Source organism: Arthrobacter sp. zg-Y820 (genome assembly GCF_030142155.1).
In the GTDB taxonomy this organism is placed as follows: domain Bacteria; phylum Actinomycetota; class Actinomycetes; order Actinomycetales; family Micrococcaceae; genus Arthrobacter_B.
This window is the reverse complement of sequence record NZ_CP126247.1, coordinates 2,798,123-2,810,373: the sequence shown is the minus strand read 5'-3', so window position 1 is coordinate 2,810,373 and position 12,251 is coordinate 2,798,123. Positions and strand designations below refer to the sequence as shown.

At 66.8% G+C, this 12,251-nt stretch carries 14 protein-coding genes and 1 other RNA gene; 6 read left to right on the top strand and 9 right to left on the bottom strand.

What is annotated here, in order from left to right; genetic code table 11:
• Positions 1 to 40 precede the first annotated feature (40 nt).
• The 4 genes from smpB to QNO08_RS12700 all read left to right on the top strand — a co-directional run bounded on the left by smpB (position 41) and on the right by QNO08_RS12700 (position 2,300).
• Positions 41 to 514, top strand: a complete 474-nt coding sequence (smpB, locus tag QNO08_RS12715) for an SsrA-binding protein SmpB (protein ID WP_229965143.1) — start codon at positions 41 to 43, stop codon at positions 512 to 514.
• Entirely contained in the window at positions 514 to 876 is a 363-nt protein-coding gene (locus tag QNO08_RS12710) for a hypothetical protein (RefSeq protein WP_229965144.1), read from the top strand. The genes smpB and QNO08_RS12710 overlap by 1 nt, the downstream gene beginning before the upstream one ends.
• Before the next feature lie 77 nt (positions 877 to 953).
• Positions 954 to 1,323, top strand: a transfer-messenger RNA (tmRNA) gene (gene ssrA / locus QNO08_RS12705).
• Between the two features lie 341 nt (positions 1,324 to 1,664).
• Positions 1,665 to 2,300 (top strand): uracil-DNA glycosylase family protein, encoded by a 636-nt coding sequence (locus QNO08_RS12700; RefSeq protein WP_229965145.1) that lies wholly within the window; start codon positions 1,665 to 1,667, stop codon positions 2,298 to 2,300.
• Between the two features lie 78 nt (positions 2,301 to 2,378).
• Here the strand turns inward: QNO08_RS12700 and QNO08_RS12695 are convergent, their stop codons facing one another.
• Positions 2,379 to 2,696, bottom strand: a complete 318-nt coding sequence (locus tag QNO08_RS12695; RefSeq protein ID WP_331461757.1) for a hypothetical protein — start codon at positions 2,694 to 2,696, stop codon at positions 2,379 to 2,381.
• 200 nt (positions 2,697 to 2,896) lie between these two features.
• A complete protein-coding gene (locus QNO08_RS12690) occupies positions 2,897 to 3,388 on the bottom strand; it encodes a DUF1269 domain-containing protein (RefSeq protein WP_229965147.1) in 492 nt (163 codons plus the stop codon).
• Positions 3,389 to 3,640: 252 nt separating this feature from the next.
• Here QNO08_RS12690 and QNO08_RS12685 point away from each other — a divergent pair, with 252 nt between their 5' ends.
• Together QNO08_RS12685 and QNO08_RS12680 are read left to right on the top strand one after the other, a co-directional pair.
• The gene (locus QNO08_RS12685; protein ID WP_229965148.1) at positions 3,641 to 5,350 is read left to right on the top strand and encodes a glycoside hydrolase family 13 protein; all 1,710 of its coding nucleotides are present in this window, start codon (positions 3,641 to 3,643) and stop codon (positions 5,348 to 5,350) included.
• Between the two features lie 35 nt (positions 5,351 to 5,385).
• Positions 5,386 to 5,832, top strand: a complete 447-nt coding sequence (locus QNO08_RS12680) for a DUF2568 domain-containing protein (RefSeq protein ID WP_229965149.1) — start codon at positions 5,386 to 5,388, stop codon at positions 5,830 to 5,832.
• Positions 5,833 to 5,925: 93 nt separating this feature from the next.
• Here QNO08_RS12680 and QNO08_RS12675 read toward each other — a convergent pair whose 3' ends face one another.
• The 7 genes from QNO08_RS12675 to aroA all read right to left on the bottom strand — a co-directional run bounded on the left by QNO08_RS12675 (position 5,926) and on the right by aroA (position 12,251).
• Complete coding sequence (locus QNO08_RS12675) at positions 5,926 to 7,038, bottom strand: carboxylate-amine ligase (protein WP_229965150.1); 1,113 nt, start codon at positions 7,036 to 7,038, stop codon at positions 5,926 to 5,928.
• 152 nt (positions 7,039 to 7,190) lie between these two features.
• The gene (locus QNO08_RS12670) at positions 7,191 to 7,562 is read right to left on the bottom strand and encodes a fluoride efflux transporter FluC (protein ID WP_229965151.1); all 372 of its coding nucleotides are present in this window, start codon (positions 7,560 to 7,562) and stop codon (positions 7,191 to 7,193) included.
• Entirely contained in the window at positions 7,559 to 8,035 is a 477-nt protein-coding gene (locus QNO08_RS12665) for a fluoride efflux transporter FluC (protein WP_229965152.1), read from the bottom strand. The genes QNO08_RS12670 and QNO08_RS12665 overlap by 4 nt, the downstream gene beginning before the upstream one ends.
• On the bottom strand, positions 8,032 to 8,847 hold the full coding sequence (locus QNO08_RS12660) for a class I SAM-dependent methyltransferase (RefSeq protein WP_229965153.1): 816 nt from the start codon (positions 8,845 to 8,847) through the stop codon (positions 8,032 to 8,034). Before QNO08_RS12660 ends, QNO08_RS12665 begins: the two co-directional genes overlap by 4 nt.
• Positions 8,848 to 8,849: 2 nt before the next feature.
• The gene (hisN, locus tag QNO08_RS12655) at positions 8,850 to 9,659 is read right to left on the bottom strand and encodes a histidinol-phosphatase (RefSeq protein ID WP_229965154.1); all 810 of its coding nucleotides are present in this window, start codon (positions 9,657 to 9,659) and stop codon (positions 8,850 to 8,852) included.
• Between the two features lie 112 nt (positions 9,660 to 9,771).
• Positions 9,772 to 10,887 carry a ribosome small subunit-dependent GTPase A gene (gene rsgA, locus QNO08_RS12650; protein ID WP_229965155.1) on the bottom strand — a complete coding sequence of 372 codons (1,116 nt, stop codon included), beginning with the start codon at positions 10,885 to 10,887 and terminating at the stop codon, positions 9,772 to 9,774.
• Positions 10,887 to 12,251, bottom strand: a complete 1,365-nt coding sequence (gene aroA, locus QNO08_RS12645; protein ID WP_229965156.1) for a 3-phosphoshikimate 1-carboxyvinyltransferase — start codon at positions 12,249 to 12,251, stop codon at positions 10,887 to 10,889. The genes rsgA and aroA overlap by 1 nt, the downstream gene beginning before the upstream one ends.

Here is a 12,251-nt window from a genome sequence, read left to right as displayed (position 1 = left end):
CTACAATAGAGTTTTCCGTTCATCGTAAAGGAGTTGCACCGTGCCCAAAGAAAGTGGCCGTAAGGTAGTGGCCACCAACCGCAAGGCCCGGCACAACTACGAAATCCTCGACACCTATGAAGCCGGCATGGTTTTGATGGGCACCGAGGTGAAGTCGCTGCGTGAGGGCCGGGCATCGTTGGTGGATGGCTTCGGAACGTTCTACAACGATGAGCTCTGGCTTGAAGCGACGTACATTCCTGAGTACCTCAACGGCAGCTGGACCAACCATTCGGCCCGCCGCCGCCGGAAGCTGCTGCTGCACCGGGAGCAGCTGGACAAGATCATGCAGAAGACCCGCGAGACCGGCTTCACCATTGTTCCCCTCCAGCTGTACTTCCTGGACGGCCGTGCCAAGGTCGAGATTGCCGTAGCCCGAGGCAAGCGCGATTACGACAAGCGGCAGACCCTTCGCGAGAAGCAGGACAACCGTGAAGCCCTGCGTGACATGCGGGAGAAAAACCGGGGCGCCTGATGAGCGGCACCTTCTGGGCGCTGCAGCCCGAAGAGAACGTCATCGAGGAAAAACGGCGGACCCCGCTGTGGGCCTGGGCGGTAACCACCGTCAACCTGCTGATCGCGCTGGCCGTGATCCCGGTCGTGATCCTGGTTGTTGTCCCCTTCTTCTTCGTCTACTACATCTACCTCGCGTCGCTTTTGGTCTGGATCGCTCCGGTCCTGGTTGCTGCCAACGCTGTTCTCTTCGTGTGGGCGCTGAAGCACAAGGCTGCCGGCCAAGCAGCACTGAGCATCCTGGGCGTCTTCTTTGCCGTGATCTCCTGGGTGGTCCTCAAGCTGTGGGAGATGCCAATCATCGTCCTTGGCATCCGGTTCTAGTTCCAGCTCCAGCCTCCGGCGCAGATGGGCTACAATTAACCAACCGGTCCCCGGATCGGTGTTTGATAATTACACATGGGGATGACAGGTTTCGACGGTGTTAGTCGAGACAGGTGAAGCGGGCCGAGGATGCAGGGTTATCTCGTAAACGCTCCTTGCAAAACAATAAGTGCCGATTCAAAGCGCACTGACTTCGCTCTCGCTGCCTAAGCAGCGGGCATAGTCCGTCAGCCCGGGAATGCTCTCGTCCCGGATCCTGGCGTCATTTAGAGGGCCACTGCTGAACATGCTCGCCGTTGGCGTGTTCGGGACTCTTAGACGGCTGGGCCCGGATCAGCTGCTTGTCTGCAAGACAGCTGGGGCCGAGAAAATCCAACGCAGACTGCGCCCGGAGAAGCCCTGACAACACGACATCGGACGGGGGTTCAATTCCCCCCATCTCCACAGCTGAAAATTGTTCCACTAAGCAGGGAAAGTGCCTTCGGGCACTTTCCCTGCTTTTTTATGTGCCTCAGGCACTGCCCTCCCGGGAGTCCTTGGTCACACGTTCCCTGAATTCCGGGGTGCATCCTCCGGTCCGGGGGAGGACAGCCGGTAGGAATTGCTAGACTGGCAGGAGTCGGAGAGCTGTTCGCAAGGCAGCGCATTCGGCCTTCCGCTGTCGGCGGGTCCGTTGGATACCGCCGCGCACCGGCGCTGCGGCTCGGCAGCATCCGCCCGTACGCGCTCCGTCCGGGCACATGAGCTATAACCGGTCGATAAGACCCCTGTAGGAGACGCACCACTTTATGCAAAGCCTGGACCATGGAACACAATCCGAAGAACTCTGGAACCGCCGCTACGACGACAACGTCGCTGAAGTCAATCAGCTCTGTGACTCGCTCAAGGCGCTGAAACCCGGCACCGAGGTGCCCTACGTCGACCCGATGCACGACGTGGGAGACACCCGCATTGTGAGCCTGTTCTCCAACATTGGCACCGCCCATCCGTCCGGCTTCATTACCGCCGGCGACGACGACGCCGTCGCGCGTCTTCTGGGGGTCCACTGGCAGGTGGGCCTGCGTCCGGAGTATGTCATGCCGTGGAACACCTACCCGTGGTTCGTCCCCGGTGAGCCCAACGGAAAGCTGACCAAGGAACAGATCCAGGAAGGCCTCAAGCCGCTCCTGCGCTTCCTGGCCCTGGTGCCGCGTGCCTCCGCGATCGTCGCCCACGGCACTGAGGCCCAGCGGCTGTGCGCAGCGTTCCTGAAAACCGAGAACCGGATGATCTACCGGCGCAGCTTCAAGATCTACAAGGCCCGCTCCGTTGACGGACGCGCTTTCGGCGCAACCGCTGAGCGGCAGGAAGACGGCCTGGCCACGATGCGCATCGCCTACAAGGACGCCATGGCCCGCACCGGGCTGGCCCTTCCCGAAAGCTAAGCGGCACGCCCAAGAGAGCTGCATAAAAAACCAGGCGCCCTGCGGATGCAGGGCGCCTGGTTTGTCTGTCTCGGGGTGCTACTCCGCCGTCGCTGATTTGGACGGCACATCGGCGAGGGGAACATCCACAAAGCCGATAAACCGGGTTCCGATGCCGTCGTACTCCCCTCGGACGCGCCCGGCCGGCAGCTCCGGGTAGTCAGCGCTGGGGTGGTCGGCGCAGGCAAGGAAGGCAAAGTCAGGCCACCACTTCTTCGGACGGGCGTTCTCACGGTAGCCGCAGACCGCACACTCCAGCTCAACCCAGACGGGACGCTTTCCCGTTCGGTTGGCGCGCGACTGGACGAGCCACTGGGGCGGTGCGGACTGCAGGTCAGCGAGCTCCTGCTCCGTCATGCGGGGAGGGATTCCATGGCGGGTGGCCATTTCAACGGGGATATCTAAGGCAAGTGCAGCCTGGCGTCTGGTAATCATCCCCATCAACGATACGGGACGCAACGGGTTCATCCATGACCGAAGGCCGGACCGTCCTCGACGATCCGGCCTCCGGGAGCCAGACAACGGCAGCCCCGGGGAAACGGGACCGCACGCAGGAGTTAGTCTGCGAACGCCTGGCGCAGGTTCGCTTCCTGCTCCTTGGAGAGATTGGTGGCGATGAGCTTGGCATCCGGGAAGCTGCTGCGGAACGCATCCAGGACCCGGTCCTCCACGGCATCCGAGGACAGCACGAACAAGGCCGATGTTCCCGGCGTAACTTCCGACCGCACCTGCTTGATGAAGTTATCGTCGATTCCCACGTCCACCATGGAGGCGGAAAGAGCACCCACGGCAGCACCAACCACCAGGCCGATCAGCGGAATAAAGAAGATCAAGCCGAACAGGAGACCCCAGAACCCGCCGCCGAGAGCGCCGGCCCCAAGGAGGTTGTGCTCCTGAACGGTGCGCGGCTTTTTCGCGTCCTGCGGCCAAGTGACAAATGCCGAATCCTGCACGTTGATGAGGCCCTGCGACTGCAGGCTGGACAGTGTCTCAGTGGCCTGCTCGGCAGCGCCTGAGTCCGGGAATTTCCAAACGGTCAATGTTGCCATGGCACATGTCTCCAAACGGTCGATTGCCGGAAAACGTCCGCAGATGCGGACCTGCCCGGCGAAGTAGCGCCCACACTAATGACCGGGCGAAGACGGTGGCAAGGAAATGGAACCACCCGGAGGAAGAGAGCTGCTCAGCTGCCGGAGCCTCTGTCCGAGGTGCAGGGGGTCGGCGTAAAATGCTCGCAACCCGCGTGCAGGCGGCCGCGGCAGGAGCCCGGTATCCAGCGGGGCCGAGCGAAAGGCGCCAGCATGAGGGATCCCGATCTGCCGGCCTGGTGGACAAATGCCGTCGTCTACCAAATCTATCCCCGCAGCTTCGCCGACAGCACCGGCAACGGCAACGGGGACCTGAAGGGGATTACGGGCAAGCTGGACTACCTGGCGGAGCTGGGCGTGGACGTGATTTGGCTGTCGCCGGTTCACGAGTCACCGCAGTTCGACAACGGCTACGACATCAGCAACTACCGCCGGATTGACTCCATGTACGGTTCCGAGGCTGACTTCGACGAAATGCTCGCCGGCATTCACTCCCGCGGCATGAAGCTCATCATGGACCTGGTGGTGAACCACACCTCCAGCGAACACGAGGCCTTCCGCATTTCAGCATCCTCCCGGAACAACGCTCAACGGGATTCCTACTGGTGGCGGGATCCGCGGCCCGGATTCGATCCGGGCGAGCCCGGAGCCGAGCCCAACAACTGGGGCTCCCACTTCGGCGGTTCGGCGTGGACCTACGACGCCGCCACGGAGCAGTACTACCTGCACCTCTTCACTCCGCAGCAGCCGGACCTGAACTGGGAGAACCCCCGGGTCCGGGCCAAAGTCCACGACATGATGAACTGGTGGCTGGACCGGGGAGTGGACGGGTTCCGGATGGACGTCATCAACTTCATTTCCAAGGACCCGGCCCTGCCCGACGGCGTGGTGGAACCGGGGGGAGTCTGGGGTGACGGGGCGCCGCATTTCACCTCCGGACCACGGATCCACGAGTTCCTGCAGGAAATGCGGCGCGCCGTGTTTGCGGACCGGACCGGGGACTACCTCACGGTGGGGGAGACTCCGGGGGCCACCGTGGAACAGGCACTGCTGTTCACCGATCCGCACCGGGGCGAACTGGATATGGTTTTCCAGTTTGAGCATGTCAGCCTGGATCAGCGCCCGGGCAACAAATGGGACTACCGGGAACTGGACCTGCGCGACCTCAAGACCAGCTGGAACCGTTGGCAGCGCGGACTGGCAACCACCGGATGGAACAGCCTGTATTTGGGCAACCACGACCAGCCGAGGCACGTCTCCCGGTTCGGAAACGACGGCGGGTACCGGTATGAATCGGCAACCCTGTGGGCAACGTTGCTCCACCTGCACCGCGGCACGCCCTACGTCTACCAGGGCGAGGAGCTGGGCATGACCAACGCCGGTTTTACCTCCATCAACGACTACCGCGACGTGGAATCGCTGAACTTCTATGCCGATGCGGTTCTCCGCGGGACCGGCCCGGAGACGGCGCTGCGCGCCCTGGCCGCGATGAGCCGCGACAATGCACGCACCCCGATGCACTGGACGGGGGAACCCAATGCCGGTTTCACCACCGGGACCCCCTGGATACCGGTGAACTCGAACTTCCCCGAGATCAACGCAGCGACGGACCTGGTCTCGGACCGCTCCATCTACCGCTACTACCAGCAGCTGATCCGCCTCCGGCACGAATCCACGGTGGTGGCACTGGGGGACTTTCACCTGCTCGATCCTGAGCATCCCGTGCTGTATGCCTTCCGCCGCAGCCGCGGAGACCAGCAGATCCTGGTGGCGGCCAATGTGTCCGGAGAGGAGCTGGAACTGCCCTCGAACCTGGGCTCGGGCGACCTCATCCTGGGCAATTACGGCGAACCGGGAGACCCGCACCGGCTGCGTCCCTGGGAGGCGCGGATTGTGGATATTTCAACCTATGAGACCGGGTAGGCGGTTTCGCCGCGGCTGGGTCTAAAGTGTCTCCTGTGACAGAGGAAGAATTCTCCCGGGACAGCGGCTCCGCGCAGGCTGCCACTGACGTCGGGCGCCGGCCACGGCCCGGAATCGCACGGCAGGTATTGGCTTTCGCGCTCGAGACGGCGCTGCTTTTCGCTGTGGCGTACGGGGCCATAGCCGTCTTCCCCGGATATGAGGCTCTTGCCGCCGCCGGTGCGCTGGCGGTTGCGGTGCTGTTTTGGGGGCTGCTGATGGCGCCCCGGGCGAAGCACCGGCTGCCTTGGCCGGCGCTGCCCCTGGTCGCTGCCGGAGTGTTCCTTGCCGGCGCAGGGGCCTTGATGCTCAGCGGATTGGCACTGGCGGGGTTGCTCCTGGCGGCAGGCGCCGTCGTCAACCTGGTGTGGGACCTGGTCTCCGGTTATCCGGCCGTTGCGGCACCGGCCCGGCCCGCCGGCCGGCGCTCGGCCAGACGCTGAGCAAGCACCAGACGCTGAGCACACACCAGACCCCAAGCAAGCACCGGCGCTGAATAAAAGCCGGCCTCGGCGCAGCCCGAGGATCCGCGGGCTTTACTGGGCGGTCAGGGACTGTGCGAACAGCGGACCGAGGCCGGCAAAGCCGCCGCGGCGGACGGCCTCCCGCTGCCGCTGGGCGCCGGTTCCTGCCGCCAGCACATGTGCCATGCCGGTCCGCACATAGGGATAGTCACCGGATTCCTCCAGCGCGGGGCGAATATACTCCAACAGGGCACCCACCTGGTTCGCTGCGGCGCGGCCCAGATGCCCGCCCCCGGCTCCGTGGTCCAGCAGGTTTCCGCGCAGTCCGAATCGGGCAGCCTGCCACAGGCCGGCGTCCAGGATTTCCGGATCGGCCAGCAGATCGGTGTTGCCCTCGAGATCGGTGTCCCCTTCCGCCAGCAGCGTCGTCACCAGTCCGCGGATCATCAGCGCCAGCAGGACAGCGTCCCTGGCTTCCAGCTGGGCATCGGCGACACGGACTTCCACGGTGGGAAAATTGTCCGACAGGCGGGCAATCCAGCCGACGTGGCCGGGATCCAGAACGACGTCGGTGGCAGTGAGCCGCGCGATCCGCGCGTCGTAATCCGCTGCGTCGGAGAAATGGGGCGGAAAACCCTGCACCGACCACCGGCGGTAGTGGATGATCCGCCAGCTGGCGAACCTGCTGTCCCGTCCCTGCCAATACGGGGAGTTGGTGCTGATCGCTCCGAGGGTGGCGAGCCACGGGCGCAGGCGGTTCAATACCTGCACGCCTTCGCACCGGCTGGGGACCGCAACATGGACGTGCGTGCCGTTGACATACTGCTCATCGCCGACGCCCCCGGCGATCGTGCTCATTTGCTGGTAGCGCGCAGTGCCGCTCACCAGTGCGGGGCCGGCCGCGACCAGGGGTGCGGCACCGGTGGGGGCGGCGGCAAGCCCTGCTGCCGCCGCGGCAGCGGCGAGCCGTCCGCGGAAGTCGAGCAGCGAGGCCAGCGCCTCTTCAGGCTCGGTGCAGATGGGTGTGGTGCTTTCCACCTGGCAGGCCAGGAACTCAGCGGTACTCGTGAAGCTGTCGCCGTCGCCGGGGGTCAGCGCTCCGATGACCTCTGCGGCACGGGCACTCGGCGCCGCCGTTGCCGGATCCATGAGCATGAATTCTTCTTCGATACCGAATGTGACCACGTAAGTACCCCTGTTCCGCAGTGGAGCGGCGGCTGGACTGAATGGAATGGACGGGTGGGACTGGACTGGTGGGACTGGACTGGCTGAAGGACCCCGCGGGGTCGGAGCCCCAGATTACATGTGCCCGGGGGTTGGAGGACAGGTAGCGGCTCTCAGGCGGCGAGCAGTCGTCCGGCGCCGGCGGCTGCGACACCGAGCACCAGGTTGGCGGTCACATTCACTGCCGCAGCCATCCGCCGGCCATCGAGCCACAGAGTCAGCGTGCCCACGGTCCAGGAGCTGAAGGTGGTGAGGCCGCCGGCCAGTCCGGCGGCGGCAACCGGATATTCCCCGGGACCGATGGCACCTCGGGTCAGCAGCGCAAAGCACCAGCCGATCAGGAAGGATCCGGCTGCATTCACCAGCAGGGTCGACAGCGGAAAAGCGGCCTTCCCGGGGCGCTGCCGCCGGGCAAACCAGGAATCCAGGGCGAAGCGCACCAGCGCCCCCAGCACTGCTGCCGCCCCCACCCAGAGGGCTGTCACGACACGTCCCCTGGATGACGACGGACGCTGCGACGGCGAACGGCAGCGGCCGCTCCGGCACGGGACCCCAGCCACAGTCCGGCAGCGGCGGCGGCCAGGCCGCCCGCCAGGCTGAGGGTGAGGCTGCTGATCCAGACACCGTGCCGGCCGGCGCTGAGAGGGAGCTCGAGGGACAGGGCCAGCGCCGAGAAAGTGCTGAAAGAACCCAGGAATCCCGGACCCAGGCCGGCCTTGAGCCAGAAGGGCGTCTGCGGGCGGGACAGCCACCACGAGGTGAGGAACCCCAGGGCCAGACTGGCTCCGGCATTTATCCCAAGGGTGGCCCAGTCCACGGATCCCGGCTCCGGAGCAAACACCTGCAGCAGCCCGTATCGAGCCTCCGCACCGGCGAAGGCTCCGGCGGCGACGGCGGCCCAAACCGGCCAGCCCAGCCGGGGTGCTCCGGGGCGGCCGGTGCCGGGCTGCGGGGTCATTGGCCCGGCAGACCTGCAGCGGGGCGTGCGGCGGGGACCATGCGCCAGGAAAGCGTGAGGTAGGGCAGCTCCAGCGGTTCGCCGGGACGGTGGCCCAAATGTTCGAAGAGATACCAGGTCAGGTTGGCCATGACCTTCTCCCGGACCGGCGCCGCGGCGGAGAGGTAGTAGGACCGGGACTTGGCCAGTTCCATCAGGTCTTCCGGGGTCATCTGCTGGGACCAGTGCGTGGTGTGGGAGGCGTCAGGGACGAACTCCGGACCGACGGCCGGCCGGAAACCGGGCCGCAGCACATCGCCGGCGTGGATGATGCGGGAGTAGCGGTGCACCCAGGGGACGCTGACGTCCAGCTGGTTCCAGATGAGTCCCAGAAAACCGCCCGGGCGCAGCACCCGGGCAAGCTCGGTGCTCGAGGCCAGGGGATCGCACCAGTGCCAGGCCTGCGCCACCGTGGCAGCGTCCATCGAGGCGGTCGGCAGCCCGGTGTCCTCTGCCGTACCCACGACGACGGGAATCCCGGGCAGCGCCTGCTGCAGCTGGCTGAGCATGTCGGCCGAGGGGTCGACGGCGGTGGGCCGGTATCCGGCGGACACCAGGCAGCGCGTGTATTTGCCGGTACCGGCACCGATGTCGGCCACCTGCGCCCCCGGCGCAGCGGCCGGGCCGGAAACACCGGCGAAGAGCCACTGGACGGCTTCGGAAGGATATCCGGGCCGGATCCGGTCGTAGTGCTCCCCGCCGTCCTCGTAACTTCGCGCCAGCTGGCGGCGCCGCACTGCCTCCAGCCGCGGACCCGACGTTGTGCCTGCCACCGTTAGAGGAGGTCGTCCAGGCCCGGGTTCAGGCGGTTGAGCACCTCGCTGTGCAGGGCGCCGTTCGTGGCGAGGGCGTTGCCGCCGAAGGGCCCGTCCTCGCCCTCCAGTGAGGTGAAGCGGCCGCCGGCCTCGGTGATGATGGGCACCAGGGCGGCCATGTCGTAGAGGTTCAGCTCCGGCTCGCAGGCGATGTCGACGGCGCCCTCGGCCACCATGCAGTACGACCAGAAGTCGCCGAACGCCCGGGTGCGCCAGACGGACTCGGTGAGTCCGATGAACTCGTCGAAGTTGCCGCGGTCCTTCCAGCCGCCCAGGCTGGAGTAGGACAGTGACGCGTCAGCGAGGTTGGAGACGTTGGAGACCCGCAGCCGGGTGGCGGACGCCAGCGAGCGGCCCATGTAGGCGCCGGTTCCGGTGGCGGCCCACCAGCGCTTGCCCAGGGCGGGCGCGCTGACCACGCCAAGGACGGGAACGCCGTCGTCGACCAGGGAAATCAGCGTGGCCCAGACCGGAACGCCGCGGATGAAGTTCTTGGTGCCGTCGATGGGGTCGATCACCCAGCGGCGCGGCCCGGAGCCGGTGGAGCCGAATTCCTCACCCAGGACAGCATCCCGGGGACGGGCACGGGAGAGCTGCCCGCGGATCGCGTCCTCGGCAGCCTTATCCGCGTCGGTGACGGGGGTGAGGTCCGGTTTCGTTTCAATTTTCAGGTCCAGGGCCTTGAAACGGGACATCGTCTGATCGTCCACGGAGTCGGCCATGACATGGGCGAGTCGCAGGTCATCGTTGTAACTCTGAGCGAACGGCATACGGTTCAACTTATCCTTATTCGGTGGGCAGCGCCCACGATTACTCGGCTGTGGGCCTGTTGCGGTGCCGTTTCGGGAGTGCAGCTGCGTGCAGGCACCGGTGCTGCACGCCTCACTGGGCGCCCAATTCCTTGGCGGAGGCCCGGTTCTCGGTCCGGGTGCCGGATCCCAGCAGCCGCCGCAGCGATGCCAGCCGGGCCGGGCCGGCCGCGCCGGCCTGTCCCGATGCCACCCACGGATCCAAGCCGCAGTCCCGGGCCTGATCATCGTGGCGGCAGCCGCGTTCACAGGTTTCAGTGCCCGGCGCAAGATCGGGGAAGGCCTGCAGGATCCGGTCCGGGTCCACATGCGCCAGGCCGAAGGAACGGATGCCGGGCGTGTCGATGATCCAGCTGCCGGCGGGGGCGTCGAGGACCTTCAGCGCCAGGGCGGAGGACGAGGTGTGGCGGCCGCGGCCCGTGACGGCGTTGACGCCGCCGGTGGCGCGCGCGGACCCGGTGAGCGCATTGACCAGGGTGGACTTGCCGACGCCGGAATGCCCGACCAGGACCGAGACCTTCCCCTCCAGGTGGCTGTGCAGCTGCTGGACGGCATCGCCCTGCAGCCGGGCGGACAGGCCGTCGTCGGAGCGGGCATCGATGCCGGAGGCGTCATCGGCGGCGGTGCGGCTGATGATGACGTCCAGGTCCAGATGCTCGTAATTGGCCAGCAGCTCCGCCGGATCCTTGATGTCAGCCTTGGTGATGCAGAGCAGGGGAGAGATGCCGGCGTCGTAGGCCGCGACGAGGGCGCGGTCGATGAAGCCGGTGCGCGGCTCCGGATTGGCCGCGGCCACCACGATCACCAGCTGGTCGGCGTTGGCGACGACGGCGCGTTCCACCGGATCGGTGTCATCGGCGCTGCGGCGCAGCAGGGTGCGGCGGTCCTGGATGCGGACGAGGCGGGCCAGGGTGTCCGGCCCGCCGGAGACGTCACCGACCAGCGAGACCAGGTCGCCGGCGACCACGGGGTTGCGGCGCAGTTCACGGGCCCGGGCGGCGGTGACGATGCGTTCGGTGGGGGTGTCTTCGTCAACGACCGCGGTGTAGCGTCCGCGGTCAACGGTGATGATGCGCCCGGTGACCGCCTCGTCGTAGGCGGGCCGGTCCTTGGTCCGGGGGCGTGAGCCTTTTTTGTTGGGGCGGATGCGGACGTCGGATTCGTCCCAGCTGCCGGTGGAGCGGCCCATCAGCGGGTGCCTCCGTTCGGCTCGGAGCCCGGGGGCGGAGAAGCCGGGGAGGTGCCCGAGGCGGCCAGCTCCTGCCACAGCTCCGGGAATTCCGGCAGCGTCTTGGCAGTGGTGCCGATGTCCTGGACCAGGACGCCGGGAACGGCCAGGCCAATCAGGGCACCAGCGGTTGCCATTCGATGGTCTGCATAGGTTTCAAAGGTCCCGCCGTGCAGGGACGCCGGGCGGATCGCCAGGCCGTCGGCCGTCTCTTCGGCGTCGCCTCCCAGCCGGGTGATTTCGGTGGCCAGGGCAGCGAGGCGGTCCGTCTCGTGGCCGCGCAGATGCGCGATGCCGGTGAGGACCGAGGGAGAGTCCGCCAGGGCGCACAGTGCGGCAACGGTCGGCGCGAGTTCGCTGGTGTCAGCCAGCTCGGCGCCGTGAATGCGGCCGGTCCCGGTGACGGTCAGGGTTCCGCCGGACAGCGTCACCCGGCCGCCGAGCTGCGGCAGGATCTGCCGCCACCGATCGCCCACCTGGGCTGTCGAGTCGGGCCAGCCGGCCATGCGCACAGTGCCGCCGGCGACCAGTGCCGCCGCCAGGAACGGTCCGGCATTGGACAGGTCCGGTTCGATGGTGACGTCAAAGGCGCGGATGCGGCCGGGGGCCACCCGCCACTCGTTCGGCACTGAGTCATCCACGTGCACGCCGGCACCGCGCAGGACCTGCACCGTCATGGCAATATGCTCGCGGCTGGGCAGGGCGGCGCCCACATGGACGAGGTGCAGTCCGTTCCGGAAGCGTGCTCCCGCCAGCAGCAGGGCGGAAACGAACTGGGAGGAAGCACCGGCATCGATGTCCAGCCGTCCGCCGGCCACCTCCCCGGTGCCGCGCACTGAAAACGGAAGGGCGCGGGCGCCGTCGTCGTGCACGCTCACACCCAAGCCGCGGAGGGCGTCGATGGTTGCGGACATGGGGCGACGGCGGGCGTGCGGGTCGCCGTCGAAGGCCGTGGTGCCGTTCTTCAGGGCCGCCAGGGGCGGCACGAACCGCATCACGGTCCCCGCCAAGCCGCAGTCAATCTCCGTACTGGAGGTGCTCCCGGTTTCCATCGGATGCACCTCCAGGTCCGGCCCGAAGGCTCCTTCGCCCTCGACCTCCCGCACCTCCGCACCCAGCGCCCGCAGGGACGCGATCATGAGCGCAGTGTCACGCGAGTGCAGGGGGGCCCGAAGCCTGCTGGGCCCGTCGGCCAGTGCCGCCAGCACCAGGTACCTGTTGGTCAGGGACTTGGAACCAGGCACACGGACATCGGCGTCCAGCGGAGCGGAGACCCGGGGAGCGGGCCAGGGAGAGATGAGCTGCGGTTCGGCGGGGGAGGACAT